This window comes from Brevundimonas albigilva, assembly GCF_023573565.1.
GTDB classification, from domain to species: Bacteria; Pseudomonadota; Alphaproteobacteria; order Caulobacterales; family Caulobacteraceae; genus Brevundimonas; species Brevundimonas albigilva.
The window spans coordinates 1,824,703-1,842,858 of record NZ_CP097649.1 but is presented as its reverse complement, the minus strand read 5'-3'; the positions used below and the strand labels follow the sequence as shown (position 1 = coordinate 1,842,858).

The 18,156-nt window shown below is 67.9% G+C and carries 18 protein-coding genes; 7 read left to right on the top strand and 11 right to left on the bottom strand.

The features are described 5' to 3' along the window. The first annotated feature begins 40 nt into the window (after positions 1 to 40). Positions 41 to 817 (top strand): transglutaminase-like domain-containing protein, encoded by a 777-nt coding sequence (locus M8231_RS09210; RefSeq protein ID WP_250201317.1) that lies wholly within the window; start codon positions 41 to 43, stop codon positions 815 to 817. Between the two features lie 231 nt (positions 818 to 1,048). Here M8231_RS09210 and rpmB read toward each other — a convergent pair whose 3' ends face one another. Then, positions 1,049 to 1,345 carry a 50S ribosomal protein L28 gene (rpmB, locus tag M8231_RS09205; protein WP_249750184.1) on the bottom strand — a complete coding sequence of 99 codons (297 nt, stop codon included), beginning with the start codon at positions 1,343 to 1,345 and terminating at the stop codon, positions 1,049 to 1,051. A 227-nt stretch (positions 1,346 to 1,572) separates the two neighbouring features. Here rpmB and M8231_RS09200 point away from each other — a divergent pair, with 227 nt between their 5' ends. Further along, the gene (locus M8231_RS09200) at positions 1,573 to 2,049 is read left to right on the top strand and encodes a DUF3617 domain-containing protein (RefSeq protein ID WP_249750185.1); all 477 of its coding nucleotides are present in this window, start codon (positions 1,573 to 1,575) and stop codon (positions 2,047 to 2,049) included. 66 nt (positions 2,050 to 2,115) lie between these two features. Here M8231_RS09200 and M8231_RS09195 read toward each other — a convergent pair whose 3' ends face one another. The 3 genes from M8231_RS09195 to M8231_RS09185 form a co-directional block, all read right to left on the bottom strand. Next, positions 2,116 to 3,063: a DUF808 domain-containing protein gene (locus tag M8231_RS09195; RefSeq protein WP_249750186.1), complete on the bottom strand. Its 948-nt coding sequence runs from the start codon at positions 3,061 to 3,063 to the stop codon at positions 2,116 to 2,118. 66 nt (positions 3,064 to 3,129) lie between these two features. Next, positions 3,130 to 3,522, bottom strand: a complete 393-nt coding sequence (locus M8231_RS09190) for a hypothetical protein (protein ID WP_249750187.1) — start codon at positions 3,520 to 3,522, stop codon at positions 3,130 to 3,132. 124 nt (positions 3,523 to 3,646) lie between these two features. Next, positions 3,647 to 4,177 carry a CarD family transcriptional regulator gene (locus M8231_RS09185; protein ID WP_249750188.1) on the bottom strand — a complete coding sequence of 177 codons (531 nt, stop codon included), beginning with the start codon at positions 4,175 to 4,177 and terminating at the stop codon, positions 3,647 to 3,649. A gap of 367 nt (positions 4,178 to 4,544) precedes the next feature. On the opposite strand from M8231_RS09185, the gene cysD reads away from it, so the two are divergent. Both cysD and cysN read left to right on the top strand, forming a co-directional pair. Continuing rightward, positions 4,545 to 5,543 (top strand): sulfate adenylyltransferase subunit CysD, encoded by a 999-nt coding sequence (gene cysD, locus M8231_RS09180; RefSeq protein WP_430641155.1) that lies wholly within the window; start codon positions 4,545 to 4,547, stop codon positions 5,541 to 5,543. Further along, the gene (gene cysN / locus M8231_RS09175; protein ID WP_249750190.1) at positions 5,543 to 7,468 is read left to right on the top strand and encodes a sulfate adenylyltransferase subunit CysN; all 1,926 of its coding nucleotides are present in this window, start codon (positions 5,543 to 5,545) and stop codon (positions 7,466 to 7,468) included. The genes cysD and cysN overlap by 1 nt, the downstream gene beginning before the upstream one ends. A 17-nt stretch (positions 7,469 to 7,485) precedes the next feature. On the opposite strand, the gene M8231_RS09170 is transcribed toward cysN, so the two are convergent. Further along, complete coding sequence (locus M8231_RS09170; RefSeq protein WP_250201316.1) at positions 7,486 to 10,044, bottom strand: DUF4214 domain-containing protein; 2,559 nt, start codon at positions 10,042 to 10,044, stop codon at positions 7,486 to 7,488. 132 nt (positions 10,045 to 10,176) lie between these two features. After that, entirely contained in the window at positions 10,177 to 10,974 is a 798-nt protein-coding gene (locus M8231_RS09165; RefSeq protein ID WP_249751976.1) for a PhoH family protein, read from the bottom strand. A 304-nt stretch (positions 10,975 to 11,278) separates the two neighbouring features. Between M8231_RS09165 and M8231_RS09160 the strand changes: the two genes are divergently transcribed. Beyond that, positions 11,279 to 11,806 carry a gamma carbonic anhydrase family protein gene (locus M8231_RS09160; RefSeq protein WP_249750192.1) on the top strand — a complete coding sequence of 176 codons (528 nt, stop codon included), beginning with the start codon at positions 11,279 to 11,281 and terminating at the stop codon, positions 11,804 to 11,806. A 134-nt stretch (positions 11,807 to 11,940) separates the two neighbouring features. Here the strand turns inward: M8231_RS09160 and M8231_RS09155 are convergent, their stop codons facing one another. The 4 genes from M8231_RS09155 to tipF form a co-directional block, all read right to left on the bottom strand. Beyond that, positions 11,941 to 12,873, bottom strand: coding sequence for a bifunctional riboflavin kinase/FAD synthetase (locus tag M8231_RS09155; RefSeq protein WP_249750193.1), 933 nt, complete (start codon positions 12,871 to 12,873; stop codon positions 11,941 to 11,943). After that, entirely contained in the window at positions 12,873 to 13,334 is a 462-nt protein-coding gene (locus M8231_RS09150) for a MaoC family dehydratase (protein ID WP_249750194.1), read from the bottom strand. The genes M8231_RS09155 and M8231_RS09150 overlap by 1 nt, the downstream gene beginning before the upstream one ends. Before the next feature lie 38 nt (positions 13,335 to 13,372). Then, positions 13,373 to 14,242 carry a TIGR01459 family HAD-type hydrolase gene (locus M8231_RS09145; protein ID WP_250201315.1) on the bottom strand — a complete coding sequence of 290 codons (870 nt, stop codon included), beginning with the start codon at positions 14,240 to 14,242 and terminating at the stop codon, positions 13,373 to 13,375. Positions 14,243 to 14,462: 220 nt separating this feature from the next. Continuing rightward, positions 14,463 to 15,737: a flagella assembly cyclic-di-GMP phosphodiesterase TipF gene (gene tipF / locus M8231_RS09140; RefSeq protein ID WP_250201314.1), complete on the bottom strand. Its 1,275-nt coding sequence runs from the start codon at positions 15,735 to 15,737 to the stop codon at positions 14,463 to 14,465. A gap of 106 nt (positions 15,738 to 15,843) precedes the next feature. On the opposite strand from tipF, the gene M8231_RS09135 reads away from it, so the two are divergent. Both M8231_RS09135 and M8231_RS09130 read left to right on the top strand, forming a co-directional pair. Continuing rightward, a complete protein-coding gene (locus M8231_RS09135; protein ID WP_249750195.1) occupies positions 15,844 to 16,614 on the top strand; it encodes an SDR family NAD(P)-dependent oxidoreductase in 771 nt (256 codons plus the stop codon). Then, the gene (locus M8231_RS09130) at positions 16,604 to 17,665 is read left to right on the top strand and encodes a lysophospholipid acyltransferase family protein (protein WP_249750196.1); all 1,062 of its coding nucleotides are present in this window, start codon (positions 16,604 to 16,606) and stop codon (positions 17,663 to 17,665) included. Before M8231_RS09135 ends, M8231_RS09130 begins: the two co-directional genes overlap by 11 nt. Here the strand turns inward: M8231_RS09130 and M8231_RS09125 are convergent. After that, positions 17,614 to 18,120, bottom strand: coding sequence for a response regulator (locus tag M8231_RS09125; protein ID WP_249750197.1), 507 nt, complete (start codon positions 18,118 to 18,120; stop codon positions 17,614 to 17,616). The two genes, M8231_RS09130 and M8231_RS09125, sit on opposite strands and share 52 nt — an antisense overlap. Between the last annotated feature and the right edge of the window lie 36 nt (positions 18,121 to 18,156).

The window sequence follows — 18,156 nt, the reverse complement described above, 5'->3', positions numbered from 1 at the left end:
CGTTGAGCGGCCAGCCAAACCTTCAAAACCGGTGCCCTTCATGAAACTGCGCGTTCGCGCCGAGCTCGTCTATCGCTTCGATCCGCCGACGGACGCCATCTACAAGATCCAGGTCGCGCACTGGCCCGGCCAGGACATCCTGGAGGAGCGGCTGACCTTTTCGCCGCCGATCCAGGCCCATGAGGACGAGGACGCCGAGTTCGGCGCCCGCACGCTGCGTTGCCATATGTCGGGCGAGGTGACGCTGACCTATGGGGCGGTGGTCGACAACGGCGTGCTGAGGGGGCTGCCCCTGAACGTGTCGCAGCACGACTGGGGCGATCTTCCCGCCGAGGTGCTGCCCTATCTGTCGCCCAGCCGATACTGCCCGTCGGACCAGTTCGGGCGTTTCGTGACGCGCGCGTTCGGCGAGACGTCGGGCGGGGCGCGGGTGCTGGCGATCCTGGACTGGATCAAGGCCAACATCGACTATGAGCACGGGGTGTCGGACACCGAGACGACGGCGGCGCGCACCTTCATCGACCGGGCGGGGGTGTGCCGGGACTTCACCCATCTGGGCCTGACGCTGTGCCGGGCGTCGGGCATTCCCGCGCGGGCGGTCAGCGCCTTCGCCCACCAGCTGGAGCCGCCGGATTTCCACGCCATCTTCGAGGTCTGGCTGGACAACGGCTGGTGGCTGGTCGACCCCACGGGCCTGGCGCCGGTCGAGGGGCTGGTGCGGATCGCCTGCGGCCGCGACGCCGCCGACATCGCCTTTCTGACCACCCAGGACCGCTGCGAGATGGTGCGTCAGTCGGTGACGGTGGAAGCGGCCTGAGGCGATGACGCGAAGACCTTCCCCCGCTTGTCGGGGGAAGTGTCAGGTCGTGGCGCGAAGCGACACGCCTGACGATGGGGGGAGTGTCTTCTTTGGATGACACTTCCCTCTCCGACCCCTGGTTCGCTTCGCGAACGACGGGCCACCTCTCCCGCAAGCGGGAGAGGGATGGGCAAAGAAAAAGGCCGGCGGAAACGCCGGCCTTTTCCCGAAATCGATTTGCGACGCCGATCAGGCGGCGGCTTGCTCGGCCAGCTTGGCGCGGACCTGACGCTTGATGCGCTGGGCGGCGGTCGACAGCTGCTCGTCGCGGGCCTTGACGATGAAGGCGTCCAGGCCGCCCTTGTAGTCCAGGGTGCGCAGGGCGGCGTTGGAGATGCGCAGGCTGAAGGTCTGGCCCAGGGCGTCCGAGGTGACCTTGACCGTCTTCAGCGACGGCAGGAAGCGGCGCTTGGTCTTGATGTTCGAGTGGCTCACGCTGTGGCCGACCATCGGGCCGATACCAGTGAGTTCGCAACGACGCGACATCGTCAGATCCTTAAGGTGCGGCGCCCGGCCCGAGAAATGGACGCGAACGCATGAAACAGGTGCGCGCGGAAACGGGTCCCGCGCGAGAGAGGGGGCGTATAAGGGAGAGGGGCGCGGGCGTCAACCTGAGTCCGCGCCGGCCGAACGCCGCGACGCGCGTCTCGTTCAGCCTGTATTCAATTGCCGGGCGTCATATCCATATCATGACCATGACCAAGAGCCTTTCCATGATCCTTTCCCCGATCCGCCGCGCGCCGGGCAAGGCCGCCGCGATCGCCGCGCCGCTCCTGGCCGGCGGCCTGATGCTGGCCGCGCCCGCCATGGCGCCGGCCCAGACCGCCGCCCAGTCGGAAGTGCTGCCCGGCTATTGGGAATACACCACCAGCGCCCTGGGCCAGCGCGACACCGAACAGAAGTGCGTGCGCCCCAGCGAGATCAACCGCTTCTTCGGCGGCCTGTCGACCAAGCGGTGGCGCTGCACCTATCCGACGCGGGTGGTGGGCGACGGAAACGCCCGCTTCGAGGGCACGTGCCAGGACCACAAGGGCCGCCGGGTCAATGTGCGGCTGAACGGGACCTATGAGACGACCAGCTTCCGCTTCAGCGGCGGCGCGCAGCTGCTGCGCGGCACGCCCTATATCCCGGCCAGCATCACCGCCCGGCGAATCAGCGCCCAGTGCCCGGCCAATGCGGAATATTTCTGACTTTCCGACCCGCCAGGCGTGGGCCCAGGCCCAGGCTTGAGGCCAGGCGTGGCGCAGGGCGCAGTATCAGTGCGCCCCGCCGCCCTTTCGAAGCCGCATGACCTGATGCAGGGCGAAGGCGACGGCGCCGCCCACCACCACGCCGATGACGGTCGAGATCGCCGCCGTGGTCAGCCAGCCCGCCACGGCGCCCAGCGGCCCGGTCGCCTGGGCGACGGCGTGGGACAGATGCTCCACCGGCTCAGCCGGCCAGGCCAGTCCCAGCGTGTGCGACCCGTGCAGCAGGATGCCGCCGCCGACCCACAGCATGGCGAAGGTGCCGATCGCCGACAGGGCGTTCATCACCACCGGCATGGCCTTGACCAGGCCGCGCCCCAGCGCCCGGGCCGCGCCTGACGGCCGCTCGGCCAGATGCAGGCCGATGTCGTCCATCTTCACGATCAGGCCCACCGCGCCATAGACCGCCACGGTCATGGCCAGGCCCACCACGATCAGCACGCCGGCCTGGGTCAGCAGGGGCGCGTCGGACACGTCGGCCAGGGCGATGGTCATGATCTCGGCCGACAGGATCAGGTCGGTCCGCACCGCGCCCGAGACGGTGGCGGCTTCCAGGGCGGCGGGGTCGCCGGTCGCGGGCGCGGCCTCGCCATGACCCGCGCCGCCGAACATCTCCATCAGCTTCTCGGCGCCTTCGAAACACAGATAGGTCCCGCCGCACATCAGGATGGGCGTGATGGCCCAGGGCGCGAAACTGGTCAGCAGCAGGGCGACGGGCAGGATCAGCAGCAGCTTGTTGCGCACCGAGCCGGCGGCGATCTTGGCGATGATCGGCAGTTCGCGGCTGGGCGACAGGCCGGTGACGTAGCGGGGCGTCACCGCCGCGTCGTCGACCACCACGCCGGCCGCCTTGGTCGCCGCCTTGCCCGAGGCCGCCCCCACATCGTCGATCGACGCCGCCGCCAGCTTGGCGATCCCCGCCACGTCGTCGAGCAGGGCGATGAGTCCGGAAGGCATGGGCGCGGTCTTGAGCTGAGGGGGAGAGGGTTCAGGCGTAGATCAGCGCCCACGCCTTGTCGATCTTCACCTGGTGGTTTCCTGAGCCGGTCCGCTCTTGAGTGCTTGCGTATTCCGGAAGGCCGAGCCCCAGATCGTGAACATGCCCGACGCCAAGATGAGCGTGACGAGGAGGACGCCGAAGCCCAGCCCGGAAGGGTCTCGACTGACGCTGACGACAACGAAGACGTGAAACGCAAGAAACAGCAGATGCACGCCCGCCAGGACGATGGCGTTGTAGATGCGTCGCCATCGCGGCTTGAGCATCAGGCCTATCAGGCCCGGCCATTCGGTCAGGTCCTCCGCGAGCGGATCGTGAGGGATGGCGGTTCGGGATTTGAGGAACGGCAGTCGCAGGAACAAGCCCGCCGCCACGAAGGACAAAAGCGTCAGCGCCGCCCCGATGGCCATCGCTCTCATGCTCATCTCCTCCGGCGACGTCCGGACCAGCCTCAGGGACAATCGTTAAAGGCGGGTCGACCACGCAAAACAAAAGGCCCGGGATCGCTCCCGGGCCTTTCGATTGTTCGTCGATGGGGCGCGATTAGGCCGCTTCGGCGGTCGGGATCGGCTTCTTGGCGCTGAGGGACTTGGCCAGCAGTTCGACGGCCGCGTCCTTGTCGATCTTGTTGGCCGCGGCGACTTCGCGGGCCATGCGGTCCAGGGCCGATTCATAGAGCTGGCGCTCCGAATAGGACTGTTCCGGCTGGGTGTCGGCGCGGTGCAGGTCGCGGACGACCTCGGCGATCGAGATCAGGTCGCCCGAGTTGATCTTGGCCTCGTACTCTTGGGCGCGGCGCGACCACATGGTGCGCTTGATGCGCGCGCGGCCCTTCAGCGTGGTCAGGGCCTTGGTCACGACGTCGTCGGCGGCCAGCGAACGCAGGCCGGCGGTCTTGGCCTTCTTGGTCGGGACGCGCAGGGTCATCTTCTCGTGGTCGAAGGTCACGACATAGACCTCCAGGCTCATGCCCGCGACTTCCTGGGTTTCGATGGCCGCCACCTTGCCGACGCCGTGCGCCGGATAGACGACCGCGTCGCCGACCTTGAACTCCAGACCCGTCTTGCTCGTCATAATCGTCCTTTCCCGGTCAGGGCCGGGCGAAGCGAAGGCGCGTCGAACGCAGACAGGTTCTCGTCCACCGGCGGGGCCGCTGGATGAAAAGATGCAGGCGTCAGATGCGGAAACGGATCACCAAACCTCTGGCCGATCCCGCCTTCATGGACGGGATTCTGTCGCAAACACGGGCGGCGCGAAGATTCCGCGGACCGCCCGATCCAATGAAACAGAACCTATCACAAAATGACGGATTTTCAAAACGTCCACAGGGACGGCGTGGATTCACGGCATGGCTGGTTCGTTTGTGGCCGAAATCGGGCAATGATCCCCGACGACGAAGATGCGGGGATGATTTCTGCTCGGCGGTCATAGTATCAATCGTTTGCGCCCGGCATGGCTTTGCGGTGAGTGGGCCGCCTTTGAACGAGCGAACGCCTTGCCTGTCAGTCCCGCCGCATCCCTGACCCCCGCCGTGTCGCGCGAGCGGCTCACCCATCTGCAGCGCCTGGAGGCCGAGAGCATCCACATCATGCGCGAGGTGGCCGCCGAGGCCGAGCGCCCGGTGATGCTGTATTCGATCGGCAAGGATTCGGCGGTGATGCTGCACCTGGCCCGCAAGGCCTTCTTCCCGTCCAGGCCGCCGTTCCCGCTGCTGCACGTCGACACGACGTGGAAGTTCCGCGCCATGTACGAGATGCGCGAGCGGATGGCGGCCGAACTGGGCTTCGAGCTGCTGGTGCACCGGAACCCCGACGCCCTCGCGCGCGGCATCAATCCGTTCGACCACGGCTCGGCCCTGCACACCGACCTGTGGAAGACGGAAGGGTTGAAGCAGGCGCTGAACCTGCACGGCTTCGACGCGGCCTTCGGCGGCGCCCGGCGCGACGAGGAGAAGTCGCGGGCCAAGGAGCGCATCTTCTCGTTCCGCACGGCCGAGCACCGCTGGGATCCCAAGAACCAGCGGCCCGAGCTCTGGCGACTATACAACACGCGAAAGCGGCCGGGCGAAAGCATCCGTGTCTTCCCGATCTCCAACTGGACCGAGCTGGACGTCTGGCAATACATCCACCTGGAAAACATCCCCATCGTGCCGCTGTATTTCGCCGCCGAGCGGCCGGTGGTGGAGCGCGACGGGGCCCTGATCATGGTCGACGACGACCGTTTCCCGCTGCGTGCCGGCGAAACGCCGCGGATGCGTTCGGTCCGGTTCCGCACCCTGGGCTGCTATCCGCTGACGGGGGCGGTGGAGAGCACGGCCGCGACCCTGCCCGACATCATCCAGGAGATGCTGCTGACCACGACGTCCGAGCGCCAGGGCCGGGTGATCGACCACGACCAGTCCGCCTCGATGGAGAAGAAGAAGCAGGAAGGCTATTTCTGATGGCCGCCAAGATCTACGAAGCGTCCGACCTGATCGCCGCCGACATCGCGGCCTATCTGGATGCGCACCAGAACAAGAGCCTGCTGCGCTTCATCACCTGCGGCAGCGTGGACGACGGAAAGTCGACCCTGATCGGGCGGCTGCTCTACGATTCCAAGATGATCTTCGAGGATCAGATGGCGGCGCTGGAGGCGGACAGCCGCCGCGTCGGCACCCAAGGGGGCGACATCGACTTCGCCCTGCTGGTCGACGGCCTGGCGGCCGAGCGCGAGCAGGGCATCACCATCGACGTGGCCTATCGCTTCTTCTCGACCGATCGACGCAAGTTCATCGTCGCCGACACCCCGGGACACGAGCAGTACACCCGCAACATGGTCACCGGCGCCTCCACCGCCGACGCGGCCGTGATCCTGATCGACGCGCGGCGGGGCGTGCTGACCCAGACGCGGCGGCACGCCTATCTGGTCAGCCTCCTGGGCATCCGCCACGTGATCCTGGCGGTCAACAAGATGGACCTGATGGGCTGGTCCCAGGCGGTGTTCGACGAGATCGTGGCCGACTTCTCGGCCTTCGCCGAGCGGATCGGGGTCGAGGATTTCCACGCCGTGCCGATGTCGGCCCTGCGCGGCGACAACATCGCCGAGGCCAGCGGCCGCTCGCCCTGGTACGCCGGGCCGCCGCTGATGACCCTGCTGGAGACGCTGCCGGTCGACGACGACCTGTCGGCCGATCCGTTCCGGATGCCGGTGCAGTGGGTCAATCGGCCCGACCTGGACTTTCGCGGCTTCTCCGGCCTGATCGCGGCGGGGACGGTGCGGCCGGGCGACCCCGTGCGGGTCGCGCCGTCGGGCAAGACCTCGACTGTCGCGCGCATCGTCACCGCCGACGGCGACCTGGACCGGGCGGTCGCCGGCCAGTCGATCACCCTGACCCTGGCCGACGAGATCGACGTGTCGCGCGGCGACGTGCTGGCGGCGGCCGACGCCCCGCCCGAGGCGGCCGACCAGTTCGAGGCGACCCTGGTGTGGATGGACGACGAGGCCATGCTGCCGGGCCGGCCCTATCTGCTGAAGGTCGGCGCCCGGCTGGTCGGGGCGACGATCACCGAGCCCAAGCACAAGGTGGACGTCAACACCCTGGAGCAGCGCCCGGCCAAGCGGCTGGAGCTGAACGAGATCGGCGTGTGCAACCTGTCGCTGGACGCCGCGGTCGCCTTCGATCCCTATGCGGCGAACCGGGACCTGGGCGGCTTCATCCTGATCGACCGCATCTCCAACCGCACGGTCGGGGCGGGGATGCTGCACTTCGCGCTGCGCCGGGCCCACAACATCCACTGGCAGGACCTGTCGGTCGACAAGGCCGCCCGCGCCGCGATCAAGAACCAGCGCGGCCGGGTCGTCTGGCTGACCGGCCTGTCCGGCGCCGGCAAGTCGACCATCGCCAACCTGGTCGAGAAGCGCCTGCACGCCGACGGCCGCCACACCTATCTGCTGGACGGGGACAACGTCCGCCACGGCCTGAACCGCGACCTGGGCTTCACCGAGGAGGACCGGGTCGAGAACATCCGCCGCGTGGCCGAGGTGTCCAAGCTGATGGTGGACGCCGGCCTGATCGTCTTGGTCAGCTTCATCTCGCCCTTCCGGGCCGAGCGCCGCATGGCCCGCGACCTGATGGCGCCGGGCGAGTTCGTCGAGGTGCACGTCGATACGCCGTTGGCCGTGGCCGAGGCCCGCGACGTCAAGGGCCTCTACAAGAAGGCCCGCGCCGGCGAGCTGAAGAACTTCACCGGCATCGACAGCCCCTATGAGGCGCCCGAAGCGCCCGAGATCGTGGTGGACACCACCACCATGACGGCCGAACAGGCCGCCGAACGCATCGCCGCCTGGCTGGACCAGGCCGAACCGCCGACGGACTTCAGCATCTGAAGCCCGCCGGCTGATCCCTAGACGATCCAGGCGTGGTCCTGGGTTTGGCGGATGTGGTCGATGTCGTTGGCGGGGATGCGGTGGAGGTCGGCCACGTCGGGCCCGGCGTCGGCGGCGTGCAGGGCGTCGAACCAGGCAGGCGGCAGGGTGTCGACGGCGGCGATGTCCGGGGCCGGCGCCTTGTGGGCGTCGAACGTCGGCATGACCTGGCCGGTCAGGTCGAGGTCGGCGGCCAGGACGAAGGCGTCGTCGTCGAGGCCGTCCGAACCGATCACGATGGGATCGCGGAAGTCTTCGGGGGCCAGGATCGCCTTGCCCGGCTCGGCGGCGGCCAGGGCGCCGTTGTTCCCGCCAGCGACCTGAATCCCACCCAGCCACAGGCCGGCGGTCAACCCCACGTGCTCGGCGCTTTCGGAGAAGTTGAGCAGCATCTGGGCGCGGTTCGATGCGCCGCTGTCCAACTGGCTGGTCCAGTGGGCCAGGCCGCCGGCGTCGGGTTCGCGGTTCAGGGTGAAGCGGTACATCTGGGCCACGAAGTCGGCGTTCGACAGGTTTCCGTACTTCTGCTGGAACTCGGCGGCCGAGGCGAAGGCGGCGGCGATGTCGATCAGGGCCGTGCCGTCCTTGAGGTTCTGGGTCCAGACGGCCAGGCCGCCGACGTCAGCCAGGCGGTCGAAGGTGGCGTCATAGAGACGGGCGATGATCTTGGCCTGGTCGTCGGCGACCCACAGGCCGCGGTTCAGCACCGAGGCGGTGTTGTTGACGTGCTCGGCGCTCTCGGAGAAGGCGACCAGCATGTCGGTTCGGTTCAGCGAGCCGTTGTCGAGGCGTGCGGTCCAGTTGGCCAGGCCGCCGGCGTCGGGCTCGCGCCGCAGGGTGGTGCGATACAGCTGGGCGACATAATCCTGGTTGGACAGGCCGCCGAAGTTGGCCTGGAACTCGGCGGAATCCAGGAAGGCCTGGGCCATCTGGGTCAGGGTCAGCCCGCCTTCCAGCCGGTCGAGCCAGTTCTCGAAGCCGCCCTGGTCGGACTGGCGGGCCAGGGCGGCGTCGTACATCCGCATCACCTGGGCCGCCTGGCTGGCCGCGTCGAACGTCAGGGTCCCGTCGACGAAGCGCAGGTTCTCGATCGAGACCAGCGCATCGGTCCCTTCGCCGGCCCCAGAGATCGAGGTGCTGTCGGCCACATACATCCGCCGCGCCGAGGCGTAGAGCGCCGTGTCCACGCCCGCGCCGCCGTCCAGCAGGTCATTGCCGCCCGCGCCGGTCAGGGTGTCATTTCCCGCGCCCGCGGCGAAGATGTTGGCGGCGGCGTCGCCAATGAAGTTGTCGTTGAAGGCTGTGCCGTAGGCGCCCTCGATCGAGACGAGAGTGTCGATCCCGTGCGCGACCGAGTTGGCCTGACCCGTCGCTAGGTTGACCGTGACCGCATTCGGCGCGGTGCGATAGTCCGCCATGTCCAGACCCGCACCACCGTCCAGACGATCGTTCCCCGCTCCCCCGATCAGAACGTCGTCGCCCTCCATCCCGCGCAGATCGTCGTGGCCGCCATTGCCGTTCAGGATGTTGTTGGCGACGTTGCCTGTGACGATGTCGTCTCCATCGCCCGCGATGGCGTTCTCGATCAGCGAGCGGATGTCGCCCTGATAGAGCAGCGCATTGGCCAGATTGCCCGCCGCATAGATCGGCCGGAGGGCGCCGCCCGGTGTATCGGCCCTTTGGATCAGTGTCGCGAGCATGGAGGAATCGAAGGTCGACCACTCACCGGGTTGCAGGCTGATGACTTGATCGCGGTCGAAGTTGCTGAAGTCATAGGTGTCGACGCCGCCGCCGTCCCAGATCGTCCGCAACACCACGTCATAGGCTGGAACAGCTCCGCCCACCCCATTGACCACCATCTGACCGGTCGCCGGGTCGAAGACGTAGGTGGTGTCCGTCGCATTGAAAGCGAAGTTCGCCCCATACAGATACTGCAGCGCGGCGATATCGAGCATCATGAAGCTCTGCTCGTGATGCGACCCGCTGTAGTCGCCGTCCTGCTGCGTGGTGTGCAGCCGGTAGGACATGGTCGAATATTCGATGGAGTCATAGGCGAGAGGGATGGGACCCCACTGGCCCTCGTGCGGGTGCGACAGGCCCAGCGCATGACCAAATTCGTGACGCAGGATGTGCGAGACCGTATCGCCTAGGACCGGATCGGCGTTGGCGTTGTTGGCGAACCACTGATCACCGTTCTGCTGAAAGTCTCCCGGGCCGTAGGCGTAGGCCCCGTTTCCGGGATCGTCGAACCGGCCCCAGCGCAACTGTGAGGCGGCTGGGTCGCCCTCCACGAAGGTCAGGGTGGTGAAGGTGGCGATCTCATCCAGCAAGGCCACGGCGTGGGTCGCCCAGGCTGCGGAGAAGGCTTGGAAGTTCTGCAGGTGCCAGTCGCTGGGGTAGCCTGGCTGCCCGCCGTTGTAGGCGGTGGAGGATCCGGGGAAGGCGTAGGTCAGGCGCGCATCGGTCCATCGCGTGCCCAGAAACATCCCATCGATGAGCGGGTCGCCCGATCGGATGACGACTTCGGAGTGCGGCATGATCAGAAACTCCCTTGGAGACGAGGGGAGCCTACAGCCACGCTCTGGGAATCGGCAAGTTCGTCAGCCGGCGTTATCGCAATGGGGTGCTGTTCGGCACCGACCGTTCATGGCCGGCGCCGAACGATCGCTTTACAGCACCCCGATCATCGAGGCAACCAGGGGGTGGCGGACGATGTCGCGTTCGGCCAGGCGGACGACGGCGATGTCGTCGACCGCCTCAAGCCGGGCCGAGATGTCGGCCAGGCCCGAGACGCCGGGAAGCAGGTCGGATTGGTGCGGGTCGCCGGTGACGACCATGGTGGAGTGCCAGCCCAGCCGGGTCAGCAGCATCTTCAGCTGGACGTAGGTGCAGTTCTGGGCCTCGTCCACGACGATGAAGGCGTTGTTCAGGGTGCGGCCGCGCATGTAGCCGATAGGGGCGATCTCGATCAGGCCCTCGGCCATCAGCGCCTTGACCCGCTTCATGCTGAGGCGGTCCGACAGGGCGTCGTAGAGGGGGCGCAGATAGGGGGCCAGCTTGTCCTCCATGTCGCCGGGCAGGAAGCCGATCGATTCGCCGGCCTCGACGGCGGGGCGGCTCAGCACGATGCGGCCGACCTTGCCCGCCTCCAGCGCCTCGACCGCCTTGGCCACGGCCAGATAGGTCTTGCCGGTGCCGGCCGGGCCCAGGGCCATGACCAGGTTGTGGTGGTCGATCGCCGTCATCAGTTCGGCCTGGCCGTCCGACTTGGGCTTCAGCGTCTTCAGATAGGCCTGGTCGCGGTCGTCGTTGGACGGGTAGGGCGACCAGCCGCCCCGATCCGCGCGTTGCTCATGGGCATGGAGCCGCCGAACCTTGGATTCCTCCATGAAGTCCCGTGAATCGAGAATCCCGTGCTCACGGGCCTGACGCTTGATCGCCGCACGCTTGGTCATGGACGCCTCCAGGGCATGAAAAAAGGCGGACCCGCGTGGGCGCCGCCTTGGGTGGACTTGGGAAGGAAGAAGTCGAAGCCTGCCGAATGGCCGCCCGGATCGACAGCGGGGCCGTCCGCAACGGGGATGTCCCGCCGCCTGACGACCGCACCCGGATCCCAACGCGCCACGCGAAGCTCCGTCACTGACCGGACCGGGCTTGATCCGGCTTCGGATTCGGGGCCGATATGTCGGTCTCGAATCGCATCAACACTCTGATGCTAACGTGGTTTCCAAACGCTTAAAGCGTTCTTTTTCGAAGATGATCGGTGTTCGGATGACTGTTTACGCGCTTGACGACAAAGGTCCTCAGCTTCCGCCGGAAGGCGAATACTGGATCGCGCCGAATGCTGTGGTCATAGGGAACGTGATTCTTCATCGCGACGCCAGCGTCTGGTTCGGCGCGGTGCTGCGAGGGGACAATGAGGCGATCACCCTGGGCGAGGGCTCGAACGTTCAGGACGGGGCGGTGCTGCACACCGATCCGGGCTCGCCGCTGACGCTGGGGCGCGGGGTGACGGTGGGGCACCAGGCCATGCTGCACGGCTGCGAGGTCGGGGACTACAGCCTGATCGGCATCGGGGCGGTGGTGCTGAACGGGGCGAAGATCGGCAGGAATTGCATCATCGGCGCCAACGCCCTGATCACCGAGGGCAAGGTGATCCCCGACAACAGCCTGGTCGTGGGGCAGCCCGGCAAGGTGGTGCGCGAGCGCGATCCCGACCATGTGGCGGTGCTGAAGATGTCGGCCGACCACTATGTGGCGAACTGGAAGCGGTATGCGGCGGGGTTGCGCCCGCTCTGATCGTCCTTCCGGGGCTTCGCGAAGCGAGGAACCCGGAACCCAGGACCGCAATCGCGATCCATACCGCGTCGTTGGCGCCGGCGCTGTCCTGCTGGGTTCCGGGTTCGTCCTGCGGACGCCCCGGAATGACGAAGTCAGGAAGTCGTCAACGCCGCCCGCGCCGCGGCGGCGTCCCGCTCGATCTGGGCCTTGAGGGCGTCCAGGCCGTCGAAGGTCTGCTCGCCGCGCAGCCAGGCGATCAACTGGACGTCCAGCGTCTGGCCGTACAGGTCGCCGTCGAAGTCGAACAGCCAGGCCTCGAGAAGAGGCGTCTGCAGCGCATACATGGGCCGCACGCCCAGACTGGCGACGCCGTCGAAGGTCCGGCCGTCGGGAAGTTGCGCGCGGATCGCATAGACGCCGTAGGCCGGCCGCATATAGTCGCCCAGGTCGATGTTGGCGGTGGGCACGCCGATGGTGCGGCCGCGCTTGTCGCCGTGGATCACCTCGCCCCGGATAGCGAAGGGACGGCCCAGGATGGCGGCGGCGCGGGCCATGTCCGCGGCCTTCAGCGCCTCGCGCACGGCGCTGGACGACAGCTTCAGCCCGTCCGCGTCGTCGATCCGCTGGGCCACCGAGACGCCGAAGCCCAGGCGCTCGCCATAGGTCCTGAGCGCCTCGGGCGAGCCCGAGCGGCCCTTGCCGAAGGTGAAGTCGAAGCCGACGGCGGCGTGGCGGATCCCCAGACCCTGGGCCAGGACGCGCTGGGCGAAGTCGGCGTCGCCCATGCCCGCCATCTCGCCGTCGAAGGGGAGGAGATAGAGGACGTCGACGCCCAGCGGCGCCAGGGCCTGGGCCATCTGATCGGCCGTCATCAGGCGGAAGGGGGCGGCGTCGGGCTGGAACCACCGACGGGGGTGGGGACCGAAACTGACCACGCCCAGCGGAACGCCCAGGCGCTCGGCGGCCGCGCGCGCCTTTGCGATGACCGCCTGATGGCCCCGGTGCACGCCGTCGAAGGCGCCGACCGCGACCGCCGCGCCCCGGTCGGCGTCGGACAGTCCGCGCCAGTCCCGGACGATCCGCATCAGCGGGCGGAGGGCTTGCGCCGGCGCGGCACCCGGACGACCGCGACGCCGTCCATGATCAGGGCGCCGTTGACGAAGCCCTCGCAGCTCAGCTTCACGCGGGCGGCGTCCGGCTCGATCTCGATCACGGTGATCACGATGCGCACCTCGTCGTCGATCCGCACCGGCTGGTGGAAGGCCAGGGTCTGGGAGATGTAGATCGAGCCCGCGCCGGGCAGGATGGTGCCGACCACGGCCGAGCCGAACGAGGCGCTGAGCAGGCCATGCGCGATGCGGCCGCGATAGGCGGTCTTGGAGGCGAAGGCCTCGTCCAGATGCACGGGATTGAAGTCGTCGGACGCCTCGGCGAACAGCTGGATGCGCTGCTCCGTCGCCACGACGATCTTCTCGGCGGCCATGCCGACGTGAAGTTCATCCAGGATATAGCCCCCGGACGGATGCTGCTGAACCAGATCGACCATCGGACGGCTTTAGCGGGGGTGCGACGAAATGGCCATCCTCACCACGCCAGTTCCAGCGCGGCGTAACGGGCGTAGGTCGTTTCCGCCTTCAGCAGGTCGGCGGCGCGGGCGGGGTCGAGGGCGCCGTCCGGGCCCTTGGCCTGGTCGCCGTGGATGCCCTGGGCGATGAACAGGCAGTCCAGGCCTTGCGCATTGGCGCCCATCACGTCCGTCACCACCCCGTCGCCGATGCACAGGACGCGCGAACGATCGACCGGACCGCCCGCTAGCGTCTCGGCCTCGCGAATCGCCAGGTCGTAGATCGGGGCGTAGGGCTTGCCCGCCATGACGACGCGGCCGCCCAGCGATTCGTACAGGTCCGCCAGCGCGCCGCCGCAGTAGATCAGCTTGTCGCCGCGCTGGACCACGCGGTCGGGATTGGCGCAGATCAGCTCCAGGCCGCGGGCCGCGCCGGCGGCGAAACGGTCGCGATAGTCCTCGGGCGTTTCCGTGTCGTCGTCCACCGGGCCGGTCACGGAGATGAAGGCGGCGTCGGCGGCGCCGGTCGCGCGGTTCAGGTCCAGCCCGGCGTAGAGGGCGTCGTCACGCTCGGGTCCGACGATCCAGGCCGGGCCGGGCGCGCGCTTGGCCAGTTCGGCGCGGGTGGCGTCGCCGGAGGTTACGAAGGCCTTCCACGCCTCGCGCGGCACGCCCAGGCCGTCCAACTGGGCGATCACGTCCGTGGCCGGGCGGGGGGAGTTGGAGATCAGCACGACATGGCCGCCCCGCTGGTTGAAGCGGGTCAGGGCCTGGCAGGCCGCCGGCCAGCTTTCGCGGCCGTTGTGGATCACGCCCCAGACGTCGCAGAGCAGGATGTCGTAGTCGCCGGCGATCTCGCCGAGATGGGGAAGCGGATGGGGGAGGGTCATGCGCGGGGTCTTAGCCGGTCTGTCGAAGAGGGAGAAGGCCGCCCGCCCGCGTTCAATCTTCGTCATTCCCGGCGAAGTGCAGCGGAGACCCGGAATCCAGCGGCGCGCGATAGCGCGAACCTGTCGCGGACTTGGTCTTCAGATCGTGTGGCGGATGGATTTCGCCTGTGGCGCCGCTGGGTCCCCCGGTCTCGCTGCGCTCGCCGGAGGATGACGAAACTCAGTGGAAGCGGCGACGCTGTTCCGCGCTGCGCAGGGTGGAGCGCAGGAATTCGGCCGGGGGATCGGTCTCGGCCAGGACCTGCTCCTTGATGGCGCGCGGCTCGCCGAACAGGTGACCCTGGCCCATGCCGACGTCCAGCTCCAGGATGTCGACCACCTGGCGCTCGTTCTCGACCTTCTCGGCGATGACCTCGACGCCGTAGCGGCGGGTCAGGCCGGCGAAGTCGGCGGCCTGGATGTCGGGCATGGAACGCAAGGGGGCGCCGCCGTCCAGATCCAGCAACTGTTCGATCAGCAGGTCGGCCGAGACCTTGATGAACTTGACGTCCGAGCGCTGCAGGTCGGCGAAGTCCAGGTCCAGGGTCTGGACCTTGTCCAGCGAGAAGCGGAAGCCCAGGTCGGCCAGCTTGGCCATGTTGCGCGCCTCGACCGCGCCGCGCGCGTCGAAGGTGGCCTGGCCCAATTCGAAGATCAGCGCCTGGTTCAGGTCGCGGTTCTCGCTGAGGAAGTCGAGGAATTTGGGGAAGAAGGCCTCGTCGCCCAGGCTGGTCAGGGCGACGTTGCAGAAGACGCCGACCTTGCGGTCCTGGCGCGCCAGACGGCGCACGATCTGGGCGCAGCGGAACAGCAGCAGGTTGTCGATGGCCGGCACCAGGCCCTCGCCCTCGGCCACCGACAGATATTCGGCCGGCATCATGACGCGGTCCGAGGCGTCGCGCAGGCGGGTGAAGCTTTCGTAGAAGATGGTCCGGCGCTGGGGCAGGGACACCACCGGCTGCAGATACAGGTCGACCCGGTTCTCGCTGAGCGCCTCGTGGATGGTCTGGAGCAGGACGTTGGACTGGGCCTGGCGGCGGCCTTCGAAGGTGTCCAGGCCGATGGTCGGCGCGGCCGACAGGCGCTGGTCGATGCTGTCGCTCATCTGCTGGACCAGGCTTTCCAGCATCCGCACCTCGCCGGTCAGCTGGTCGGCGCCGGCCAGGGCCCCGGTCTCGATCGCCTCAGCAAGTTCGGTCAGGGCGCCCTGGGTGGATTCCATGGCATCGGCCAAGAGGCGGTGCGCCTCGCGGACCTGGGCGATCTCCTTCTTCAGGGCGCGCCGCGCGGCGACGCCGGTGACGATGCCGTGGAAGGCGGCCAGCAGGCCCAGCGCCCCCAGCGTCCCCGCCACGCCCGCGCCGATCCCTAGCCCCGCGCGCCACAGGAAGGCGCCCACGGTCAGCCCGAGGAACAGATAGGCGAAATAGAGGAAGCCCGAGGTGATGGTGCGCATCGTGGCGCTTGTCGCTCCCGTATGGAATCGCCCGAGTATCGGGGTATCAAGGACGTTCGGCTAGAGCGGCGCGGGAAATATCCCCGCCGGAAACAAGGGGAAGCGCATGGAACTGTTCGATCTGACCGGCAAGGTCGCCGTCATCACCGGCTCGTCACGCGGAATCGGCAAGGCCATCGCCGAACGGCTGGCGGAACATGGGGCCAGGGTCGTGATCTCGTCGCGCAAGGCCGGGCCGTGCGACGAGGTCGCCGCCGAGATCAACGGCAAGCACGGCGAGGGCCGGGCCATCGCCGTTCCCGCCAACATCGCCTCGAAGGAAGAGCTGCAGCGTCTGGTGGACGAGACCAACAGCGCCTTCGGCCGGATCGACATCCTGGTCTGCAACGCCGCGACCAACCCCTATGCAGGGCCGATGGCGGGGATCGCCGACGAGCAGTTCGAGAAGATCCTTCAGAACAACGTCATCTCCAACCACTGGCTGATCCAGATGGTCGCGCCGCAGATGCTGGAGCGCAAGGAGGGGGCGATCCTGATCATCTCGTCGATCGGCGGGCTTCGCGGCAACGCCCTGATCGGCGCCTACAACATCTCCAAGGCCGCCGACATGCAGCTGGCGCGCAACCTGGCGGTGGAATACGGGCCGTCGAACGTGCGGGTGAACTGCATCGCGCCCGGCCTGGTGCAGACCGACTTCGCCAAATACCTGTGGGAGAACCCCGAGCTGCTGAAGACGGTCACCGAACCCGCGCCGCTGAAAAGGATCGGCCAGCCCGATGAAATCGCGGGCACGGCGGTCTATCTGTGCAGCCCTGCGTCGGCCTATGTGACCGGCCAGACCCTGGTGGTGGACGGCGGACTGACGATTGCCTGGTGAACAACAGCGCTCAAGCAGCCCGAAGGGCGATAGCGCAGAGCAAAATCCGCGCTCAAGCAGCCCGAAGGGCGATAGCGCAGAGCAAAATCCGCGCTCAAGCAGCCCGAAGGGCGGTAGCGCGAAAGACGTTCGGCAGGATGTCGTCTGGCGGCTGGAGGCGTTCGCCTTCCGGGCGCTGTTCGCCTTTCTGCGGCTGCTGGGGGTCGAGCGGGCGTCCGGCCTGGGCGGCTGGCTGCTGCGGACCTTGGGGCCGCTGACGGGCACCCAGAAGACGGTGATGCGAAACCTGCGGATCGCCTTTCCGGACATGGGCGCGGCCGAGCGCGAGCGGCTGGCGCTGGACCAGTGGGACCAGACCGGCCGCACCTTTGCGGAGCTGGCGGTGATGGACCGGCTGACGCCCGAGGGCGGGCGGGTCGAAGTGGTCGGCATGGAGCGGCTGCACGCCATTCGCGACAGCGGCCGGCCCGCGGTGCTGATCTCGGGCCACCTGGCCAACTTCGAGGTGATGGCGGCGGTGATCATGGCCTCGGGCGTGCCGTGCCAGGTGACCTATCGGGCGGCGAACAACCCCTATGTCGACGCCCTGATCCGCCAGAGCCGCGAGCGCTACGGCATCCGCCTGTTCGCGCCCAAGGGCGACGGCACGCGCGAGCTGATGGCGGGGATGAAGCGCGGCGATTCCATCGCCCTGCTGGTCGACCAGAAATACAATCAGGGGCCGGAGGTCGAGTTCTTCGGCCAGCCGGTCAACGCCTCGCCCGGCGCGGCGCGCCTGGCGCTGAAGTTCGGAACCATCATGCAGCCGCTGTCGGTGACGCGGCTGCCGGGCGTGCGCTTCCGCGTGACCGCGCACGAGCCGATCGTGGTGGAGGAAACCCCGGACAAGACCGCCGACGTGCTGGCCGGCGTGCAGGCCGCCAACCGCTTCGTCGAGGACCGCGTGCGGGAGCATCCCGTGGACTGGTTCTGGGTCCACAAGCGCTGGCCCGACAAGGTTTATGCGGCGCTGGATCGTCCGTCGGCGGATCGCCTGAACGGCCCGGCGTAGCCCTCCAGGTCGCGACGGCGGCGGCAGGGGCCGAAATAGCCGTCGGTCTTGACGAAGGCGCGGGGCCTGAAGATCACCGCATTGAGCCGGTCAAGCACCGCCTTGGCCGTGATCGGCTTGACCACGAACTCGGTGACGCCCGCGTCGCGCGCCTCGGTCACGCGCTTCTTCTCGGCGTGGCCGGTCATCATGATGATGGGCAGATAGACGTTCGGGCTGTCGGGGCTGTTGCGCACCAGGCGGGTGAACTCCACGCCGTCCAGGGGGAACATGTTGAAGTCCACGATCGCCAGGTCGATCGGATACTGGCGCAGCAGTTCGAAGGCCGAGGCGCCGTCCGGGGCTTCGCGCACGTTGCGGACATTGGCGGAATGCAGCACGGCCGACGCGATGGCGCGCATGTGCTGGTTGTCATCGACCAGAAGGACGTTGAGCGATTGCAGGGCGGCGGTCATGGAAGGCTCAGTCTATGGACCGCCACGGTGACGCCG

Bases quoted from the DNA above. Each gene is read 5' to 3' on its own strand.
- M8231_RS09210 (WP_250201317.1), top strand. From the start codon at position 41: ATGAAACTGCGCGTTCGCGCCGAGCTCGTCTATCGCTTCGATCCGCCG.
- rpmB (WP_249750184.1), bottom strand. From the start codon at position 1,345: ATGTCGCGTCGTTGCGAACTCACTGGTATCGGCCCGATGGTCGGCCAC.
- M8231_RS09200 (WP_249750185.1), top strand. From the start codon at position 1,573: ATGATCCTTTCCCCGATCCGCCGCGCGCCGGGCAAGGCCGCCGCGATC.
- M8231_RS09195 (WP_249750186.1), bottom strand. From the start codon at position 3,063: ATGCCTTCCGGACTCATCGCCCTGCTCGACGACGTGGCGGGGATCGCC.
- M8231_RS09190 (WP_249750187.1), bottom strand. From the start codon at position 3,522: ATGAGAGCGATGGCCATCGGGGCGGCGCTGACGCTTTTGTCCTTCGTG.
- M8231_RS09185 (WP_249750188.1), bottom strand. From the start codon at position 4,177: ATGACGAGCAAGACGGGTCTGGAGTTCAAGGTCGGCGACGCGGTCGTC.
- cysN (WP_249750190.1), top strand. From the start codon at position 5,543: ATGGCCGCCAAGATCTACGAAGCGTCCGACCTGATCGCCGCCGACATC.
- M8231_RS09170 (WP_250201316.1), bottom strand. From the start codon at position 10,044: ATGCCGCACTCCGAAGTCGTCATCCGATCGGGCGACCCGCTCATCGAT.
- M8231_RS09160 (WP_249750192.1), top strand. From the start codon at position 11,279: ATGACTGTTTACGCGCTTGACGACAAAGGTCCTCAGCTTCCGCCGGAA.
- M8231_RS09155 (WP_249750193.1), bottom strand. From the start codon at position 12,873: ATGCGGATCGTCCGGGACTGGCGCGGACTGTCCGACGCCGACCGGGGC.
- M8231_RS09150 (WP_249750194.1), bottom strand. From the start codon at position 13,334: ATGGTCGATCTGGTTCAGCAGCATCCGTCCGGGGGCTATATCCTGGAT.
- M8231_RS09145 (WP_250201315.1), bottom strand. From the start codon at position 14,242: ATGACCCTCCCCCATCCGCTTCCCCATCTCGGCGAGATCGCCGGCGAC.
- tipF (WP_250201314.1), bottom strand. From the start codon at position 15,737: ATGCGCACCATCACCTCGGGCTTCCTCTATTTCGCCTATCTGTTCCTC.
- M8231_RS09135 (WP_249750195.1), top strand. From the start codon at position 15,844: ATGGAACTGTTCGATCTGACCGGCAAGGTCGCCGTCATCACCGGCTCG.
- M8231_RS09125 (WP_249750197.1), bottom strand. From the start codon at position 18,120: ATGACCGCCGCCCTGCAATCGCTCAACGTCCTTCTGGTCGATGACAAC.